General features: G+C 65.4%; 19 protein-coding genes and 2 pseudogenes. 15 read left to right on the top strand and 6 right to left on the bottom strand.

From position 1 onward, the window contains the following. Positions 1-104: 104 nt before the first annotated feature. The 6 genes from H8B02_RS04075 (at position 105) to H8B02_RS04050 (ending at position 5994) form a co-directional block, all read left to right on the top strand. Positions 105-920, top strand: coding sequence for an MBL fold metallo-hydrolase (locus tag H8B02_RS04075; RefSeq protein ID WP_229164983.1), 816 nt, complete (start codon positions 105-107; stop codon positions 918-920). Positions 921-1039: 119 nt separating this feature from the next. Continuing rightward, positions 1040-2035 (top strand): aldo/keto reductase, encoded by a 996-nt coding sequence (locus H8B02_RS04070; RefSeq protein ID WP_229164982.1) that lies wholly within the window; start codon positions 1040-1042, stop codon positions 2033-2035. Beyond that, the gene (locus H8B02_RS04065; RefSeq protein WP_212311799.1) at positions 2035-2496 is read left to right on the top strand and encodes a MerR family transcriptional regulator; all 462 of its coding nucleotides are present in this window, start codon (positions 2035-2037) and stop codon (positions 2494-2496) included. The genes H8B02_RS04070 and H8B02_RS04065 overlap by 1 nt, the downstream gene beginning before the upstream one ends. Before the next feature lie 34 nt (positions 2497-2530). Further along, positions 2531-3919, top strand: coding sequence for an MFS transporter (locus H8B02_RS04060; protein WP_229164981.1), 1389 nt, complete (start codon positions 2531-2533; stop codon positions 3917-3919). Between the two features lie 81 nt (positions 3920-4000). Continuing rightward, on the top strand, positions 4001-5050 hold the full coding sequence (locus H8B02_RS04055; RefSeq protein ID WP_229164980.1) for an amidohydrolase family protein: 1050 nt from the start codon (positions 4001-4003) through the stop codon (positions 5048-5050). Between the two features lie 11 nt (positions 5051-5061). Continuing rightward, entirely contained in the window at positions 5062-5994 is a 933-nt protein-coding gene (locus H8B02_RS04050) for a GNAT family N-acetyltransferase (RefSeq protein WP_229164979.1), read from the top strand. 196 nt (positions 5995-6190) lie between these two features. On the opposite strand, the gene H8B02_RS04045 is transcribed toward H8B02_RS04050, so the two are convergent. From H8B02_RS04045 to H8B02_RS04035, 3 genes are all read right to left on the bottom strand, one after another. Further along, positions 6191-7447 (bottom strand): aminopeptidase, encoded by a 1257-nt coding sequence (locus tag H8B02_RS04045; protein WP_229164978.1) that lies wholly within the window; start codon positions 7445-7447, stop codon positions 6191-6193. A 119-nt stretch (positions 7448-7566) separates the two neighbouring features. Continuing rightward, positions 7567-8928 (bottom strand): 3-carboxy-cis,cis-muconate cycloisomerase, encoded by a 1362-nt coding sequence (gene pcaB / locus H8B02_RS04040; protein ID WP_229164977.1) that lies wholly within the window; start codon positions 8926-8928, stop codon positions 7567-7569. Positions 8929-8988: 60 nt separating this feature from the next. After that, the gene (locus tag H8B02_RS04035) at positions 8989-9378 is read right to left on the bottom strand and encodes a carboxymuconolactone decarboxylase family protein (RefSeq protein WP_229164976.1); all 390 of its coding nucleotides are present in this window, start codon (positions 9376-9378) and stop codon (positions 8989-8991) included. Positions 9379-9514: 136 nt separating this feature from the next. Here H8B02_RS04035 and H8B02_RS04030 point away from each other — a divergent pair, with 136 nt between their 5' ends. From H8B02_RS04030 to H8B02_RS04010, 6 genes and pseudogenes are all read left to right on the top strand, one after another. Next, positions 9515-10474 carry a Bug family tripartite tricarboxylate transporter substrate binding protein gene (locus tag H8B02_RS04030; RefSeq protein WP_229164975.1) on the top strand — a complete coding sequence of 320 codons (960 nt, stop codon included), beginning with the start codon at positions 9515-9517 and terminating at the stop codon, positions 10472-10474. A gap of 19 nt (positions 10475-10493) precedes the next feature. Next, positions 10494-10667: pseudogene (locus H8B02_RS48795) on the top strand (NAD(P)-binding domain-containing protein); the annotation flags it as partial. A gap of 5 nt (positions 10668-10672) precedes the next feature. Beyond that, positions 10673-10894: pseudogene (locus H8B02_RS48790) on the top strand (NAD(P)-binding domain-containing protein); the annotation flags it as partial. Positions 10895-10915: 21 nt separating this feature from the next. After that, on the top strand, positions 10916-11380 hold the full coding sequence (locus H8B02_RS04020; RefSeq protein ID WP_229164973.1) for an NAD(P)-dependent oxidoreductase: 465 nt from the start codon (positions 10916-10918) through the stop codon (positions 11378-11380). After that, on the top strand, positions 11377-12357 hold the full coding sequence (locus H8B02_RS04015; RefSeq protein WP_229164972.1) for a Gfo/Idh/MocA family protein: 981 nt from the start codon (positions 11377-11379) through the stop codon (positions 12355-12357). Before H8B02_RS04020 ends, H8B02_RS04015 begins: the two co-directional genes overlap by 4 nt. Before the next feature lie 6 nt (positions 12358-12363). Then, entirely contained in the window at positions 12364-13119 is a 756-nt protein-coding gene (locus H8B02_RS04010) for a GntR family transcriptional regulator (RefSeq protein WP_229164971.1), read from the top strand. Between the two features lie 59 nt (positions 13120-13178). Here the strand turns inward: H8B02_RS04010 and H8B02_RS04005 are convergent, their stop codons facing one another. Further along, the gene (locus H8B02_RS04005; protein WP_229164970.1) at positions 13179-13385 is read right to left on the bottom strand and encodes a hypothetical protein; all 207 of its coding nucleotides are present in this window, start codon (positions 13383-13385) and stop codon (positions 13179-13181) included. Between the two features lie 284 nt (positions 13386-13669). On the opposite strand from H8B02_RS04005, the gene H8B02_RS04000 reads away from it, so the two are divergent. After that, entirely contained in the window at positions 13670-13846 is a 177-nt protein-coding gene (locus H8B02_RS04000; RefSeq protein ID WP_229164969.1) for a hypothetical protein, read from the top strand. 426 nt (positions 13847-14272) lie between these two features. On the opposite strand, the gene H8B02_RS03995 is transcribed toward H8B02_RS04000, so the two are convergent. Together H8B02_RS03995 and H8B02_RS03990 are read right to left on the bottom strand one after the other, a co-directional pair. Further along, a complete protein-coding gene (locus tag H8B02_RS03995; protein ID WP_229164968.1) occupies positions 14273-15829 on the bottom strand; it encodes a serine hydrolase domain-containing protein in 1557 nt (518 codons plus the stop codon). Positions 15830-15959: 130 nt separating this feature from the next. After that, positions 15960-16952: a L,D-transpeptidase family protein gene (locus H8B02_RS03990; RefSeq protein ID WP_229164967.1), complete on the bottom strand. Its 993-nt coding sequence runs from the start codon at positions 16950-16952 to the stop codon at positions 15960-15962. A 187-nt stretch (positions 16953-17139) separates the two neighbouring features. Between H8B02_RS03990 and H8B02_RS03985 the strand changes: the two genes are divergently transcribed. Beyond that, positions 17140-18111: a lytic transglycosylase domain-containing protein gene (locus tag H8B02_RS03985; protein WP_229164966.1), complete on the top strand. Its 972-nt coding sequence runs from the start codon at positions 17140-17142 to the stop codon at positions 18109-18111. Between the two features lie 263 nt (positions 18112-18374). Continuing rightward, positions 18375-19013 carry a Crp/Fnr family transcriptional regulator gene (locus tag H8B02_RS03980; protein WP_229164965.1) on the top strand — a complete coding sequence of 213 codons (639 nt, stop codon included), beginning with the start codon at positions 18375-18377 and terminating at the stop codon, positions 19011-19013. Positions 19014-19142: the final 129 nt, after the last annotated feature.

The raw sequence follows: 19142 nt of genomic DNA, 5'->3' as shown, positions 1-19142 counted from the left end.
TATTGCAGCCTACGCCATGGAGCGATGCGCCCGCCTCATCATGACGGCACGCCAATTGCGCGATAGTCTGACGCCGGCGGATATCGCCGAAGGCGGAACAGGTCATGCTGAGATTGCTCGCCGCGCTCGTCTTGCTGGGAACGTTCACCAGCCACACCCTGGCGCAGGATGCCCAGCGCAGCGAGTGCCTGGCGATGGCCAATGCGCCGCCCCGCGCCGTCCCGGTGAACTACCGGCGCGTCGCGGCCAAAGCCGACGAGGTTGCGATCACCTATGCCGGCCATTCGACCTATTACATCGACACGCCCCGCGGCATCAGGATCGCGACCGATTACAACGGCGTCTATCAGACCGGGCGATTGCCCGACGTCGCGACCATGAACCGGGCCCACGCGACGCATTACACGCTGTTTCCCGATCCCAGGATTCCGCACGTGCTGCATGGCTGGGGCGAGAACGGCCAGGCCGCGCATTACGGGATGCGGATCGGCGACGTCTATATCCGCAACGTCACCACCGACATCCGCCGCTATTGGGGCGAAGATTCCGGCGGCGAGATGATCAGGGACGGCAACTCGATCTTCATCTTCGAGGTCGCCGGCCTCTGCATCGGCCATCTCGGCCACCTCCACGTCAAGCTCGACGACAGCCATTTCGCGGCGATCGGCCGGCTCGACATCGTGATGGTACCGATCGACGGCACCTATACGATGTCGCTCGACGGCATCTCCGAGATCACCAAACGGTTGCGCGCCGCCGTCGTGCTGCCGATGCACCGCTTCGCCACCCCGCTCGACGAGTTCATGCGCCTGATCGGCCAGCAATTCGAGATCGACCGCCGCGGCGGCGAGCGCACCTTGCGGGCCTCGCGCGACACGCTGCCGGCGACGCCAACGGTGATCATCCTCGACGGCGTATAAGGCGCCCGAGTGCCCCTGACACGATTTCGTGCGCCGGCACTTTCGCGCTTGACCTAGAGTATACTCTAGCTTGTTCACTCGGGATTGTCCGGCAACACCCGGCCACGAGGACCAACCGCATGACACCTTCAAGCAAGCTCCCGCACCGCAGGCTCGGCAATGACGGCCCGCAGGTTTCCGCCGTCGGGCTCGGCTGCATGTCACTGTCCGGCGTCTACGGCGCCAACGACGATACGGCGACGCCCGACTTCATCCGCTACGCCATCGACCGGGGCATCGACTTCCTCGACAGCGCCGATCTCTATGGCTGGGGCCACAACGAGGAATTGCTGGGCCGCGCGCTGAAGGGCCTGCGCGACAGGGTCGTGATCGCGACCAAATTCGGTCAGGTGAAGACCGCGACCGGACAGGGCGTGGACGGACGGCCCGCCTATGTCCAGCAAGCCTGCGAGGCGAGCCTGAAGCGGCTCAACATCGAAACCATTGATCTCTACTACCAGCACCGCATCGATCCGAACGTTCCGATCGAGGATACGGTCGGCGCCATGGCGCGCCTCGTCGAGCAAGGCAAGGTTCGCCATCTCGGCCTGTGCGAGGCGCGCCCTGAAACCATTCGCCGCGCGCACAAGGTGCACAGACTGGCCGCGGTGCAGACCGAATATTCCGTGCTGTACCGCAGCGAGGCCGAGGAGACCCTGCAGACGACGCGGGCGCTCGGCATCGCCTTCGTCGCCTATTCGCCGCTCGGCCGCGGCTTCCTGACCGGCCAGATCCAGTCGCAGGCCGACATCGCGGGCGATCGCCGCGGCGACCATCCGCGCTTCGCCGGCGATAATTTTGCCCGCAACCGCGATCTCGTCAGCGGCATCGTGACGATCGCACGCGAGAAGAATTGCACACCGGCTCAGCTCGTGCTCGCCTGGCTGCTGGCGCAGGGACAGGACATCGTGCCGATTCCCGGCACCAAGCAGCGCAGCCGGCTGGACGAGAACATCGACGCCCTCGACGTGGTGCTTTCGCCGGACGAGCTGGCACGGATCTCAGCAGCCATCCCGGCCGGCGCCGCGGCAGGTGAGCGCTATCCGGCCGGCGCGATGAAGGCGGTCTATCTGTGATGGACGCCCGGACACCCAATTTGCAGGCGACGCCGAACGCACTCTACATCGGCGACATCGCGCGGCGCTCCGGCCGAAGCGTGCATACCATCCGCTGGTATGAAGCGCAGGGCCTGATGCCCGGCGTCGTCAGAGACCGCGGCAGGCGCCGCGTCTACAACGACTATCACATCGGTTGGCTCGATCTGATGGAGCGGCTGCGCTTGACCGGGATGTCGATCAAGCAGCTTCGCGACTATACCACGCTCGTGAAGCAGGGCAGCGCGACCTTGCGCAAGCGCCGCGCGCTGCTCGCCGAGCACCAGCTCCGCGTCCGGGCCATGATCGCCAAATGGACCGAAGCGCTCGCGCTGGTCGACGCCAAGATCGAGTTCTACGACGAGTGGGTCGCGGCAGGCACGCGACCCAAGGTCTCGCCACAGCAGCGCGCCCGCGCCAAGCGGTCCGCCACCAGGGCCTGAACGCCCGGCCCGACATCGAATAGCAGGATCCGCGATGGACGATATGCTTCGGCGTAAACCCTTTGCCATGCGCGCATCGCAGCGGCTGACGCTGCTGACGCTGTGCCTCGCCGTCACGATCGCGCATATCGATACATTCATCGTCAATCTCGGCGCGCGCGCGATCGGCGATCATTTCGGTGCGGGTGTCGATGAGTTGCAATGGATCGTCGACAGCTACAATCTGGTCTACGCGGTCTCGCTGCCGACCGGCGGGATGCTCGCGGACAGATATGGCAGGCGTCGCATCCTGGTCTGCGGCGCACTGATCTTCACTTTCGCGTCGCTGCTGTGCGCGGCCGCGCCATCCGCGCTGGTGCTGATCGGCGGTCGTGCCCTCACCGGCGCCGGAGGTGCGTTGATGATTCCGGCCTCGCTTGCGATCATCCGGGTGGTCTGGGACCGGCCGGAGGAGCGCGCCCGTGCGCTTGGTATCTGGGCCGCCTGCAACGGCGTCGCCATGGCACTGGGACCGAGCCTTGGCGGGCTGCTGATCCCGTGGTTGGGCTGGCGCAGCATCTTCCTGGTGATCGTGCCGTTCGGCCTGCTCGTCGTACTGATGGCTGGGTCGACGATCCCGGAATCGGTGAACCCGCAGCGGCGCGCGGTCGACATTCCGGCCCAGCTCTGCGGTGCATTGGCGCTTGGAAGCCTGACCTATGCCGCCATCGCCGCACAATCGGCGCCGGGCGCGATGACTGCCGCGCTGCTCGTTGCTGCGCTTTCGGCGACCCTGTTGATCGCGGTCGAAAGGAGAAATGGCTCGGAGGCGTTGCTGTCGCCGGAGATTTTCAGCGCACGCCGGTTCCGCGCCGCCATGATCGCCACCACGGGCATGACATTCGGCGGGTACGGCATGGTCTTCGTGCTGCCGCTGGCGTGGCAGTCGAGCGGACGGCTCGATGCCGCGGCAAGCGCCGCCGCGCTGCTGCCGATGTCGCTGGTCTTCGTGATGGTCTCACCGTTCTCCGGCATGCTGTCGGAAAAGCTCGGGCTGCGCGCGGCCACCTCGGGCGGCGTGACGCTGATGGGTGTCGGCCTCCTGATGATTGGCCTCGGTGGCCTGCGACCGGACATCGCCCTGGCCAAGTTCGGACTGGCCATCACCGGCCTCGGGCTCGGCCTCGCCGCGGGGCCGCTCTCGGCAATGGCCGTCGGCGACGTTGCCGCTGCGCGGGCCGGTACGGCTGCGGCGCTGATCAACGTGGCCCGCATCAGCGGTGCGACGATCGGGGTTGCGGTGCTCGGCGCGTGCTACGCGGCAACCGGCGGCGGCAGCCACGGCCTGCTGCTCGCGATGATTGCCGGAAGCCTCGTCCAGTTCGCCGGCGCCGGCGTGGCGTGGATGGTGACAGGGCGCGAGCTGCCGCGCCTGCGCATTTGACCAGCTCGCGCGGCTCGTTATCCTCCGCACTGCCGACACCGGATCGGCGGCCGACAAGAGCAAGAACAGGGAGCATCATCCATGGCCAGCACTCTGCCCGCCTCTGCGAGCGGGCTCTATGCCAATCCGCGCGAAGACTGGCTCGCCCAATACACCGAGGAGATCATCGATCCGAACAGGCCGATCGTCGATCCGCACCATCATCTCTGGGATCGCGGCGGCCTGCGCTACCTGATCGAGGAGATGCGCGACGACATCGCTTCGGGCCACAACATCGTGGCGACCGTCTATGTCGACTGCCGGTCGATGTATCGCGCCGACGGGCCGGAGGCGTTCCGCCCGGTCGGCGAGGTCGAGTTCGCCAACGGCGTCGCCGCGATGGCGGCGAGCGGCGGCTACGGCAAGGCGGCGATCTGCGCCGGCATCGTCAGCCACGTTAACCTTCTGATCGGCGACCAGGCCAAGGCGGTGCTCGAGGCGGAAATCGCCGCCGGCAACGGCCGGTTCCGCGGCATCCGCCACTCCTCGGCCTGGGACGAGGACCCCAACGTCGCCCACATGTATGCCAACCGCCCGAAGGGCATCTTGCTGGATGCCACCTTTCGTAGGGGGTTCGCCTGCCTGGCGCCGCTCGGCCTCAGCTTCGATGCCTGGCTGTTCCACCCGCAGATCGGCGAGCTGACCGACCTCGCCCGTGCCTTTCCCGACACCCGGATCGTGCTCGACCATTGCGGTGGCCCGGTCGGCACCGGCCGCTTCGCCGGGAAGCGCGAGGAGACCTTTCCGGTCTGGAAGGCGTCGATCCAGGAGATCGCTAAATGCCCGAACGTCGTGGTCAAGCTCGGCGGGCTGGCGATGTGCCTGCTCGGCTACGACTTCCACCTCCGCCCCAGGCCGCCCTCGTCGGAGGAACTCGCCGCCGCCTGGCGGCCCTATGTGGAGACCTGCATCGAGGCCTTCGGCCCGAGCCGTTGCATGTTCGAAAGCAACTTCCCACCTGATAAGGGACAGTGCAGCTATCAGGTGATCTTCAACACCTTTAAACGACTTGCATCACAATATAGCGAAGCCGAGAAGACGGCGTTGTTCTTGCAGACGGCAAAGGATGTCTATCGGCTCGATATCGGGTAAACTTGCGACTCATGGATGACAGCATCACCATCCGGCCGCTTCGTGAGGCTGATGCAGAAGCGGTGGTCGAACTCTACGCAAAGGCGGCTGCGGTGGAACCGCGGCTGGGCCCTGTCACGCTGCCGCAGTGGGACCAGTTCCTGAAGCTGCCGCAGAACCGTGGCGGTCGCGACTTCCGCATTGCCGAGCGGAACGGCCGACTCCTTGGCCTCGCTGAGTCATCGTTGCGCGATCAGGGCGCGCATCATTCCCGGTTCCTCAAGATCGTCGTCGCGCCCGAGGTCCGGCGCCGCCGGATTGGCCTCGCGCTGTTCGACGACGTACTTGCGATCGACACCGATCCCGATCTCACCGTCCAGACGCTGGTGAGCGGCGATTGGCCGGCGGGAATGGCCTTCGTGGCCGCCTTCGGCTTTGTTCATGTCGAGTCCGAAATCGGGATGAAATGCGTCGAGCCGTTGCAGCCGGCACGCACGCTCGCGGCGGCCCGCGCCACCATCGAACAGGTTAGCGACGTCACCGCCTGCGCCGGCGAGGTGGCGCGCCTCCACAACGCCGCCTATGCCTCGGACTCCGCGTTCCGCCGGTATTCGCCGGAGGAGATGGCGCAGGTCCTGACCGAGAGCGAAGTCTGGATCGCGTCGGAAGATGGCCAGATGTCGGGCTTCTGCCTGACCGAGCCGGAGCGGAACTCGATGTGGATCGAGTCGGTCGCCGTCGACCCGGCACGGCAGGGACGCGGGCTCGGCCAGCTGCTGGTCTATCGCGTGCTGGCCGCACACGACGTGTCGGTCGAACATCCCTGCTGGCTCAACGTCTCGAGCCGCAACGCACCCGCGCTGAAGATCTACCGCCGGCTCGGCTTCCGGCCCCAGCACGAGACCTGCCGCTTCAGCGCGCCGCGCGGCGAGCTGATCGCGGCGCGTGAGCGGCGGTTTCGCTAGTCACCTGCAGCATTAGTCCGGCAGCCCCGATCTATCCCCGTCACCCTGAGGTGCGAGCGAAGCCAGCCTCGAAGGGCGAACGGCCGAAGTCTTTCCGCGCACGCGATATCCGGGCCGTCCATCCTTCGAGGCGCGCAAGAGCGCGCACCTCAGGATGACGGAACTAGGCTCCAGAGGACGGGATTAAGCGGGCCCTCTACGCCCACTCGCCTTTGCGGAACACCGGCACGCTGCGGCCGTCGGTGTGGATGCCGTCGATGTCGGTGTGGGCGGAGCCGATCATCCAGTCGATATGGATCAGGCTCTTGTTGCCGCCCTGCTCGGCGATCTGCTGCGGCGTCAGCTTGTCGCCATTGACGAAGCATTTCGAGTAGCACTGGCCGAGCGCGATGTGCGAGGCGGCATTCTCATCGAACAGCGTGTTGAAGAACAACAGCCCGCTCTTCGAGATCGGCGATGAATGCGGCACCAGCGCGACCTCACCGAGGCGGCGCGCGCCCTCGTCGGTGTCGAGCACCTTGTTCAACACTTCCTCGCCGCGCGAGGCCTTGGCCTCGACGATGCGGCCGTCCTCGAACTTGACCGAAATATTGTCGATCAGCGTACCCTGATAGGACAGCGGCTTGGAGCTGACGACGTGGCCGCTGACGCGCCGGCAGTGCGGCGTGGTGAAGACCTCCTCGGTCGGAATGTTGGCATTGCAGACAATGCCGTTCTTGGCGGTCGACGCGCCGCCTTCCCATTCATGACCGTCGGCAAGGCCAATGGTGAGGTCCATGCCGGGACCGGAATATTTCAGCGCGTGGAAGCGCTGGCCGTTCAGCCATTCGGTACGCTCGCGCAGCCTGGCATTGTGCTGTTCCCAGTTGGCGACGGCGCCGTCCTGATCGACCCGGGACGCGGAGAAGATCGCGTCCGCGAGTTTCGCCACCGCGACATCCTCGGCATCGCCGGGGAATACCTGCTTCGCCCAGGACGTGCTGGGATAGGCGATGATGTTCCAGTTGGTGTCGAAATTGACGATCTTCTCCAGCGCCGGCTGGTAGGCGATCGAATTGGCCTTGCTGGCGCGCGCCACCTTGGTCGGGTCTTCGCCCGACAGCAGCATCGGATTGTCGCCGACGATCGCAAGCCGCGCGGTGTTGGCGCCGAACGCCTTCGCCATGCCCTCGTAAAGCCAACTCGCGGCGCGATCGAAGCTCGCATCGTTGGCGTAGCGGTAGCGCGCCAGCGTGAGTTCTTCGTCCGAGAAGAACGGGGTCACGAGACCCGCGCCGGCCTTGTAGGCATGCTCCGCCACCCGCCGCACCAGCGGCATTGCCGCCGCAGGCGCCGTCAGCAGCAGATCCTGCCCCGGCTGCAGCTGCAGGCCGACCTTGATCGCGACTTCGGCGAGCCGATCGAGTTTTACAGGATCGATCGAGGCGGAAAGGTTGCGTTGATGTGCGGTCATGAAGTGTCCGGCCGTGTCGTTTGAGGAGTTTTGAGGATTCGTAGTCCAATTCGATCCGCATCCGCAAGGTTCCCGCCCGCCGCGCCCGATCACGCGACGGCGAGCAATTGCGTCGAACTTTACCGCTTCACTGAAGCCAGCACCCGATCGACCATCTCGGGCGCGAGTCCGAGGTAGTTTTTCGGCGCGGTGAGGCGGTCGATCGTCGCCCGATCGATCCGGCTCGCGACGCGATCATCCGCGGCCAGCGCCTCAGCCAACGTCAGACCCTTGTCGTTGGCGACACGGCAGGCGTCGTAGACCACATCATGGGCCTCCTGCCGGCCGATCGCGGGCGCAAGGCCCATCATCACGGCTTCGGCAACGATCAACCCGCGGCTGATGTCGAGATTGCCGGCCATCCGCTTCTCGTCGACGATCAAGCCGCCGAGCGCGAACCTGGCCTGGTGCAGCGCGCCGGCGGTCAGCACGAAGCTTTCCGGGATCGCCATCCATTCGGCGTGCCACGGGCCGGTCGCGCGTTCGAAATCCTGCACCATCGCGTCCAGCATCAGGCCGGCATGCTGACGCACTGCCTTGGAAGCGGCGAGCATCAGCTCCGACGAGATCGGGTTGCGCTTCTGCGGCATGGTCGAGGAGGCGCCGCGTCCCTTCACGAAGGGTTCGTAGACCTCGCCGAATTCGGTCGACGCCATGATCATGATGTCGAGCGCGATCTTGCCGAGCGTTCCCGTCACCAGCGCGAGGAAATTCACCGCCTCCGCCAGACCGTCGCGCGCGACATGCCAGGTGGAGACGGGAATGCCGAGGCCGAGTTCCTCGCACAGCGCGTTCTGGACCTCGAAGCCCTTGTCGCCCAGCGAGGCCAGCGTGCCGGCGGCGCCGGCGAATTGGCCGACCAGCACGCGCGGCTTCAGCTCCGCCAGCCGCGCGGCGTGGCGATCGAAGGCGGCGAGCCAGATCGCGGTCTTGTAGCCGAAGGTCACCGGCAGCGCCTGCTGCAGATGGGTGCGGCCGGCCATCGGCGTGTCGCGGTATTTCTTCGAGAGATCGGCAAGGATGCCGCGCAACGCAGCGATGTCATCCTCGATGATTGTCAGGCCATCGCGCAGTTGCAGCACCACGGCGGTGTCCATGATGTCCTGCGTGGTGGCGCCCCAATGGACATAGCGGCCGGCCTCGCCGCACTGCTTCGTCATCTGATGCACCAGCGGCAGGATCGGGTAGCCGACGATGTCGGTTTCCTGCCGCAGCAGGTCGAAATCGAACGCAGCGACGTCGGTGCGCCTTGCGATCTCCTCGGCCGCTTCCGCAGGAATCACGCCGCAGCGCGCTTCGGCCTTGGCGAGCGCGACTTCGACCTCGGCATAGCGCTGGAGCAGCCGCAGGTCGGAAAACACCTCACGCATCGCGCTTGTGCCGAAGGCATCGCGAAACAGCACGGAATCGAGCACGGTGGTCGAGGTCGGGAAGCCGGACATGGACGCATCCTGTTGCCGTTCGAAGTCGGCAACGTGCCTATCACGGCGCAGGCCCGCGCCCTACCCCTCCGCAGGCGCCTCGCCGAACACCTCGGCTGCAATCTTGCTGGTCTCGATCGCGGCCGGAATGCCGCAATACATCGCGACCAGGAGCAGCACGTCCTGCACCTGCGCGGCGGTGCAGCCATTGGCCAGCGCGCCCCTGGCGTGAACGCGGAACTCGGTCGGCTTGCTGCTCGCCGCGGTGATGCCGAGCATCACGAGGCTGCGAATCTGGTCGGACAGCCCGCTGCGCTCCCAGACGTCGCCATAGACGTAAGCATTGATGATGTTTTGCAGCGGCGTGCCAAAATTGCCCGCAGCCGCCATCCGCTTGGCGACATCGACCTCGCCGAACATCTTCTGGCGCCGGCGCAGCCCGCGGGCATGGAGATCGCTGATGTCCACCATCGTCGTCTGGCTCCCTGTATGGGCTATTTATACGGATAAATATGCCGCACCTCAATATTCCGATAGGGTCGATGCTTGCATTTCCGATCTATTTGTCCGTATAAATCTGCCAAAAGCGGAGGCGGAGGGGACCGGGATGAAGTTACGGCTGGGGCTCCTCGTCGTGCTGCTCGCTGCGCTTCCGGCCCTAACGGTGCGGGCGGCGGATGAATTCCCGCAACGGCCGCTCAGGATCATCGTGCCCTTTCCGGCCGGCGCCGGGCCCGACAACGTCGCGCGGCTGGTCGGCCAGCATCTGCAGGACGCGTTCGGCCAGACCGTGCTGATCGAGAACCGCGCCGGCGCGCTCGGCAGCATCGGCGCCCAGGAAGTCGCCCGCAGCGCGCCCGACGGCTACACGCTGTTGATGGGCACCAACACCACCCATGCCAGCAACGTCGCGACGCTCAAGAGCCTGCCCTACGACCCGGTGAAGGATTTCGCGCCCGTGATCCGCACCACCACGACGGCGATGGTGCTGCTGGTCAACCCGAAGCTCGCGGCCAAGGACCTGCCGCAGTTCCTCAGCTACGCCAAGGCCACTCCCAATCTGACTGCCGGCTACGGCTCCGGCGCATCGCAGATCTCGATCGCGCAGCTGCAGTCGCGCGGCGGCCTGTCGCTGATCGCGGCGTCCTACCGCGGCGTGCCGCAAGCGATGACCGACGTGATGGCCGGCGTCGTCGACCTGACCTTCGGCGATTTCTCGGTCGCGATCCCGCAGATGCAGGGCGGCACCTTGCGCGGGATCGCCGTGACATCGGCGACCCGCAACGAGCTGACGCCCGGCCTGCCCGCGCTCTCGGAAGCAATGCCCGGCTTCGAGGCCACCATCTGGTACGGGCTGTTCGCGCCGGCCGGCACGCCGGAACCGGTGGTCAACAAGATCTACGCCGAGTGCGCCAAATACCTCGCGATGCCGGAGACCAAGAAGAAGCTCGCCGATGTCGGCGTGATCGTGGCGCCGCTCGCCCCGGCCGAGTTCGGCACCTTCGTCAAGAGCGAGGTCGTGCGCTGGTCGGCGGAGGTGAAGGCGGCCGGCATCCAGCCGCAATAGACCAGAGCTCCGTCGCATCATGGCTCGCGAAACACCTGTCGGCATAATTGGCCTGGGGCTGATGGGATCGGCGCTTTCCGCGCGGCTGATCGACGCCGGCGTCGGGCTGATCGGCTTCGACATCGATGCGGCGAAGACGGACGGGTTGCGGGCCAGCGGCGCCGAGTTCGCGGCCTTCGCCGCCGACGTGGCGGCGCGCTGCCGGACCATCGTCATTGCGGTGTACGACGCGGCCCAGGTCACGGGCTTGCTGCCGGACTCGCGAACGCCGAACCGCCGCCGCTCGTCATCTGCACCACCACCTGCGCACCGGGCGAGATCACGGCGATCGCCGAGTTCGCGACGCGCTCGCGCCTCTCCTTCATCGAAGCGCCGATCTCGGGCACCAGCGCCGAGGTCCGCGCAGGCACGGCCACCGCGCTGGTCGCCGGCGATCGCGACGTGATCGCAGCCGCCGCGGCGACGCTCGACATCGTCTGCCCGCAGCGGATCCATGTCGGCCCGATCGGCAATGCCAGCCGCACCAAGCTCGCCATCAACCTAATCCTGCAGAACAACCGCGCCGCGCTCGCCGAGGGCATGGCCTTTGCCGAGAGCCTCGGCCTCGACGGGGCGACGTTCCTTGCGACGGCGCGGCAATCGGCGGCATATTCCAGAGTGATGGACAGCAAGGGACCGAAGATGCTGGCGCGGGACTTCTCGCCGCAATCGCATATCGCGCAGACCTTGAAGGACGCCGAGCTGATCCTGCAGGAGGCCGGTCGGCACGGCCTGCCTCTGCCGCTGACCTCGGTGCAGGCCAAGCTGCTGCGCGCGGCGATCGCGCTGCAAGGCCCGGACAGCGACAGCGCCGCTGTCATCGAGGCGATCCGGGCCGGACGCGATCAGGACAAGGACCACTCATGATCAATTGTGCGATCGCGGGCCTCGGCCGCTGGGGCCGCGCGCTGGTCGAGGCTGCGCAGAGCGAGCCGCGGCTGAGGATCGTCCGCGCGGTGGAACCCGACATGAGCGCCGCCGCGAGCTTTTGCGCAGCGCACGGTCTGTCCCCTGCGGCCAGCCTCGAGGCCGTGCTGGCCGAGCCCGCCATCGATGCCGTGCTGCTGGCAACGCCGCATTCGCTGCACAGGAGCCAGGTGATTGCGGCCGCCGCCGCCGGTAAGCAGGTGTTTTGCGAGAAGCCGCTGGCGCTCAAGCGCAGCGATGCGGTCGAGATGTTCGCAGCCTGCCGCAACGCCGGCGTGCTGCTCGCGGTCGGGCATAACCGCCGGTTCTGGCCGTCGATGCAGGCGCTGCGCGCGATGGTCGCCAGCGGCGAGCTCGGCACGATCCTGCATGTCGAGGGCCACAACAGCAACGAGAACTCGCAAGGCATCACGCAGGGCTGGCGGCTGTCGCCCGAGGAGTCGCCGGGCGGCGGGCTGACCGGCGCGGGACTGCATGTGCTCGACGGCTTCGTCAGCCTCCTTGGTCCTGCCCGACAGGTTTATGCCCGGTTGAGTGAACGCGAGGCCGGACCGCCGCCGCTCGACACTGCAACTTTAGCGATTGAATTTGTGAATGGCGTGAGTGCAACCCTTGCTACGGTCCGCGCAACACCGTTCTATTGGCGCGTGCATGTGTTCGGGACGAAGGGATCCGCAGAGGTGCTCGACGAGGGGACGATGGTGGTACGGAAATCCGGCGAGGCGCCTGCGACGACGCGCTATCCGGCGGTTAACGCGCTCACCGCGGAACTTGCGGCCTTTGCCGACGCGGTCGAACGCAAGCTGCCGTTCCCGGTGCCCGAAGCAGATGTGCTGGCGACGCTCGCCGCGTTCGAGGCCGCGTTGCAGTCGATGCAGTCTGGACATCCGGTTGCCTGCCATACGGCATACCAGTGATCCGCCATGTCTGAACAACCGGAGAGGGCGAGATCGTCCCGCTACCGCGACATCGCCACCGGGCTGCAGAAGGACATCCGTCTCGGCACCTACGCGGTCGGCAATCTGCTGCCGACCGAAACCGAGTTGATGGCGAGCTATCAGGCAAGCCGCCAGACCGTGCGCGAGGCGCTGCGCATCCTGATCGACCAGGGCCTGATCGTGCGCCGCGCCGGCCTCGGTTCGGTGGTGATCGCCTCCGAGCCGCCGGTGCTGTTCACCCACAGCGTCAAGTCGCTCGGCGAGTGGCTGCGCTATTCCAACGAGACCTATCGCGACGTGGTCGGCAGCAGCGACATCGTCGCCGACCGCAAGCTCGCTGCGCTCCTGAAATGCGAGCCCGGCAAGAGCTGGTTCCTGATCGAGGCCGTGCGCCGCTCCGACCAATTCGCCGCACCGCTCGGCTGGACCGAAATCTACGTGCTGCGCCGGTTCGCAGATGTCGTGGCCCGCAGCGACCACGGCCGCACCCCGGTGCATGAGCAGATCGCCAAGATGTACGGCCAGGTCACCGAGCGCGCGCAGATGGAAATCTTCGTGCGGGGCATGCCGGCGCCGATCGCCAAGGCACTCGGCGTCAAGACCGGATCGCCGGCACTCACCGTGGTACGCCGCTACTACGGCCTGCGCGAGGAACTGTTCGAGGTCACCATCACCACGCACCCGGAAGGGCGCTACACCTACACGATGGATATGCAGCGCTCGCTGCGGCCGAAGCTCTAGGCTTTTGTGGAGACGCGTTGTCTTGACACGAGCCGGAAGCCACCTCGCTTGAAATCGCGCTAGCGCGCCCGAGCCAGATGCGTGCTGCTGGCAGAGGTATGTGCCATCTGCGGGGTTCCGCTCACGCCCCAGATCACGACCGCGATCAGCGCGGCCGCCCAGACATATGGCACAGCATTCGGCTTCTTCATTTCCGAGATCATCCCCAACGTCTCAGGAGCACCGATGAATCTTACGACCTCAATCGTCAGCGTCTCACCAGGCACCCGTCCTTCACAACGCTACTAAGGTTAGACCTTGTCGGTTTCGGGACGCCTTCGTGCGAATCCGGAAATGATTTCGTGGGAACCGGGCCGTCTCATCCGAATTGATGAGACCGCGGGTCTACGGCTTCGGCGTTCGCGACAAGGCCGGGAGAATTTCCTGCTTAAATTTGAGTCAGATGCACAACAAACATTCCAAAGCGGCCCCGCTGAATTCTTTTTGATTGTCCGCCGGACTCCGGCCGTGGCATCAGGGCCTGTGACACTGCGATGACAGGGATTCTCCCGTGACTGCCCAATCGGCCAAACCGCACGGCGGCTCCCGCCGCCACTCCCAGGAAACGCAGGACGAGGTCGCGCGGTCGCTGGAACGGGAGCTGCAGTTCCTGACGGAAGAGCGCCAGGAGCGCGCCGTTCAGCTCGGCCTCGACTTTGCATCCAAGACGCCGAAGACCGACCACTAGGCGCGCTGCCGCGCCTCGACTCGCGGACACTGCACCGGCGCGACCGCAAGTCCCGATTCAACTGTAAAACAGCTTGTCCGGTGTCATCACCCGCGAGTGCATGCGGGTGATCCAGAACTCCAGAGACGTCTGTGCTTAAGCCGAGAGCCGCGGCTTCTTCCGGGCGTCGTCCCTGCGAAAGCCGGCACCCCCATACGCCGCGGCGGCCGTAGTGAGCGGGACTCGTCGTTCCACTATCTTTCAATAATGAGCGTCTGTGGTTATGGGTCCGGCTTTCGCCGGGATGACACCGAGTTTGTTGCGTCGTCGGTGAGCCACACGTTCTGCTGACGAATGGATTCCGGGCTCGCGCCAAGAGGCGCGCCCCGGAATGACGAAGGAGGCGATCAGGCCGTCCCGAAAAAACAGGCAAGCAGTCTCGCCGGGTTATTGCGCGGCCTGCGCTTCCGCGTCGACCTGCACATCATGGCCGAAGCGATCCTTGCCGCTGAGCCTGGCCTTGCCGCCGTCGAACGTGAGCAGCCATCTGCGGTCGGTATCGCCGCCGACCAGACGCAGGTCGATCGCAAACGTCTCACCGGTCTGCCACGACCCCTTCAGCGCCATCACGCCGAGCGGCGTTGGCTGGCCGAGACGATAGGTGCCGTCGAGCCCGATCGGTCCCGCCAATTTGACTACCGGCCTCGCCGCATCCGGCGTCGCTGTTTCCAACTCGTAGTGCGCGGACGAATCGGTCAGATACAGCGTCAGCGCCCGCAGATTGAGACCGTTGGCCGGGAAGGGCCAGGTCTTGCCCGAGATGGCCGCCGCGGTCTCGGGCACCGCACCAACCGCCGACGGCTTTTCCGTCGCGCTATCGCGCAGCGCCGCGGCAAGCTGATTGCCGCCGGCGGAGTTCACCGGCAGCGCCGTGTCGGACTTGACGGCGCCGGAAATGTCGTCGGCCATCCTGCCGAATGAGCAGTAGTCGCGCGCGGTCACGACCGTGACGATGTCGAGCGCGGGAAAGATCATGATCAGCTGGCAGCGGTCGCCGACCGCCATGAAGGCCGGCTGCTTCGGCATCACCCAGAAGAAATTCGCGTAGTGCAGGGACGGATCGAACGAAGCGTGCAACTCTGTCGTCGCGTGCCTGATGCGATCGACCCAGCCGGACGGCAGCAGCCGCTGCCCCTCCCATTCGCCGTCATGCAGATAGAGCAGCCCGATCTTGGCGGCGTCGCGCGGCGCGAGCAGAAGCCCGCCGCCGCCTTGCGTCAGCCCCGGCCCGATACTGTGCCAGTACGGCGCGGCAATTCCCAGCGGACGAAACAGTTTCGTCACCGCATAGTCCCGCGCACTCACACCGGTGAGCTTGTTGATGATCGCGGCCAATAGCTGCGGATTGCCGGTGTTGTAGTAGAACGCCTCGCCCGGCGCCTTCGCCATCGGACGGTCCAGGATGAACTGGATCGCATCGGGGCTACGCCCCCATTCGATCAGCGAGTCCGGCCTGCCGCCCTCGACGCCCTCCGTCCAGGCCATCCCCGAGGTCATGTCGAGCATGGTCTGGATCGTGATCGCCCGCTTGCGGTCATCAAGATTGGCGATGGTGCGGTCGCCAAAGAATTCCACCATGCGGTGGTCGAGGCTGTCGAGCAAATTATCCCTAAGCAGCATCGCGACCAGCGTGCCGGTCACCGCCTTGGTGGCGGAATTGATCAGATGCGAGATCTCCGGCGTGTACGGGGCATAGTAGGCGTCGAGCACGATCCGGCCATGACGCGCAATCAGGAGACTATCGAAACTGTGAGCCGCGCCAAAGTTGACGAGCCGCGCCAGCGCAGCGGAATCCATCCCCTGCTCTTCTGGCGTCGTCGTCTGCCATTGCCGGGTCGGCCACACCGGATCGGCGGCCCCCTCTGCGCGGGCTGCGCCTGACCAGATCAGCGCAGCAAGCGACAACCCCCGTAGCGCCGACACGGCCAAACGTCTGAAATGCATCGGCGCCCCATCAGGATGCGGCTGTCACCGCACCATCCGCGATCCCCGGCATACCTGTCTAATCTCGGTGCCGCCGTGGCGGCAGCGATTGCGACGACGGCGCGGCTCGGTCCCTCCGGTGTCAATCGCATTATCGCGTGCTCTCCACGAACGTAACCGGCGTCCCCTTCGCGACACCGGCCGCGACTCGCTGCGCATCCCAGTTCGTGAGTCGAACACAACCATGGGACGCGGCCTTGGAGACCTTGCCGGGTTCGGGTGTGCCGTGGATGCCGTAGCCTTCTGCCGAGAGGTTGATCCAGACCGAGCCGACCGGATTGTTCGGGCCGGGCTTGATCGTGAACGGCCTCTTCGATTTGACACCCTTGAACTTGTATTTGGGATTGTAGTGATAGGTCGGGTCCTTGTTGATCGCCGTCACCTTCAACGTGCCGCTCGGCGTCGGCTTCTCAGTGCTGCCGACCGTTGCGGGATAGAAGGCGATGAGCTTCCCTGCGGCGTCGAATGTGCTGAGCGTCTGCCGCGTCTTGTCGACTTCGACGCGTGCAACCGACGCTGAACCTCCGGCGTCGATAACGTTCGCGACCGCAATGCTGTCACCGGCCTTGTCGAACTTCTGTCCTGGATTGAGCGCCTGAAGGAGCGCCTCACTCATGTGGAATTTCTCGGCGAGCGCTTCGCGCGGGCCGGTGTAATTCAGCGCGGGCAAGTCTTTCATGCTCTCCATCTTCGCAGGGACCTGCTTCAGGAAGGGGCCTTTCACGTCGGCATCGACGATGGTGTAGTTGACGACCGCGGGCCCTTCGCTGGCGGCGAGTTTGCTCCAGATATCCGGCGTCACAGCCTTGTCGAACGACAATCCATTCGCGCCGGCAAACGCCGTGAGCGCCTTCTGCGCATTCTCGCCGAGCTGGCCGTCGATCTCGCCGGGAGAGAAATGCGCGCGATCGAGCAGAATCTCGAGCTTGGCAACGGAGGCGCTGGCCTGGTGACGGCCCGACAATTTTCCCGTTGGCGCCGCCGCGTCGTTGATCGCGGCAGCATCGAGGCCCGCCGCCATCGCCGGGGCGGAGACAAGCAAAAGTACAAAAGCAAAAGTCGCAACGAAACAATGTCGAAACATCGCGTATCCCAACGTGGCTGCATTCCGTAAAGTTACGGAAAGCCTCGAAGTTCCAATGCAAACGGCAGCCGAGTTTTGCGGTGGAACAGCTGATATCGCGGCATCGCCGCAATCGACCCGTTAAAAAGTCGTTATCCGAAACGCATTTCCGCGCAGTTCACATCACAGTTCAGGTCTCTCGAAGCAAATGCGATTCATTATCGCGGCGCTTGCCGCGTTTCTTGTCTTGATGCTCGACGTCGATCGTTCGCCAAGTTCAATCAACACCCCCACGGTCCAAGCCCCCACGTTCTCGCACGACACCGCAACGGACGCCGTTCCGTTCGCCGCCCGCTTCATCGAAAGCGCCGATGCCAGCGAAGTACCCGGAGCGACGGTCGAGGATGAGGCGCCGACGATCGAGCCTCGCGATGCCGGTGCCGAGCCGCAAGCGTCCGCGATCGGCACGTTCTGCCACTCATTGAAGGACGCTGCCCAGGCGAGCGAAATCCCCGTCGCGTTCTTTGCGCGCCTGATTTGGCAGGAGAGCCACTTTCGTTCGAACGAAGTCAGCCACGCCGGCGCGCAGGGCGTTGCGCAATTCATGCCCGAGACGGCCGCGGAAGTCGGGCTCGACGATCCCTTCGATCCGCTCAAGGCATTGCCTGCTTCAGCCAAGCTGCTGCGCAAGTTGCGCGACGATTTCGGCAATCTCGGCCTTGCAGCTGCCGCCTACAACGCCGGCAGCGGCCGCGTCCAGAAGTGGCTCGCCAGGCAAGGCGAGTTGCCGCGTGAGACCCGCGACTATGTCCGGATCATCACCGGAACCAAGGCTGAGGATTGGATCGCGAACGTCGACACGCTCGCCATTCGCATCGATCTACCAAGCGAAGCGCCTTGCGAAGGAACCGGCGGCCTGTCGAAGTCGAAGGATGTCGCTCTCGTCTCGGCATCACCGGCGTCTGCCGTGACCACGCTCATTCGCAAAGCGGAGGCGGCCCAGCAGGCGGCAAGGTCCGTCGCCAGCCACACACGTAAACGACTCGCACTCCTGCTCAGGAAGGGTTCGCCCGGTGCAGCCCGGCTCGGCAAGGCACGCCCGGCCATCGTCTCCGCCAAGGTAAAATCGGCGAAGGGCCGTGCCATTCGCGTGGCCTCACGGTCGCGCTCGTCGAGCTGAAGCCAGGGACTGCCGGCGACCTCGGGCGGCATGGTCCCGAGCGCTGGCTGCGTTCAGTCACACGTCTTTCGCTGCACCGCGTCAGGCAGCGGAAGGGTGCCGAAAGTGGCCCACAACGCCGCCGATATCTCCCGCCATCGACCTATCGATGCGTCGCGTTCCGCGTGACGCGCGGGAAACCTCATTTCCACTTAAGAAGATGAGCGCTCTGATATAGGTTGGTCGTCGTCTTTTAGATCACGTTGCTTGCAGTTCATTTTCCAATGGGCGCCGTCATGACATTCATTGATGGCTTGGGTTACTTGGCGTCGGCTCTTGTGCTGCTGACGTTCTGCATGAGCACGATGCTGAGCCTGCGCGCCGTCGCGATATTCAGCAATGTGGCATTCATCAGCTATGGATTGGGCGACCGGATCTACCCGGTGCTCATCCTGCACATCATTCTGCTGCCGCTGAACGTGGTGTTGCTGTTCCAGATGGTCCGGCTGCTTCGGAAGGCCAGGCGTGCTGCAGCGACCGACCTGTCTCCGAACTGGCTGCAACCGTTCATGCGGCCGAAGCACGTCAAGGCGGGAGAAACGATTTTCCGGAAGGGCGACGACGCCGACCTGCTGTACATGGTCGTGTCCGGCGAGGTCAGGTTTCCCGAGATCGCTCGCGCCGTCTCGGCCGGCGAATTGTTCGGCGAGATCGGGCTGTTTTCGCTCGAGCGCCGGCGCACGCAGACGGCGCTCGCAGCGACCGACGTGGATCTGCTGTGGATCAGCGACGGCGCGCTGCGGAAGCTGTGCGAACGCAATCCAGGACTGTCGCTGTATTTCCTGCGGCTGACGGCGACCCGGATGACGGAAAACGCAGCCCACGCAATCGGGGTTGCCGCGGCAACACCCAATCCGGCGTAAAGCGCCGGGGCACTCGTCGGTTGCCGGTGCTACGGCGCGGACGACGCCGCAAGGCTCGGCAGCGGTGCGAACTGCATCTCTGCAACGGCCGAGCCGGCGTAAGCACTGGCGATCAGGATCATGACTCGA

The sequence above is a fragment of the Bradyrhizobium altum genome (assembly GCF_020889705.1).
Lineage (GTDB): Bacteria > Pseudomonadota > Alphaproteobacteria > Rhizobiales > Xanthobacteraceae > Bradyrhizobium > Bradyrhizobium altum.
Note: the sequence above shows the minus strand (reverse complement) of the source record. Positions and strands in the feature narration are given on the sequence as shown.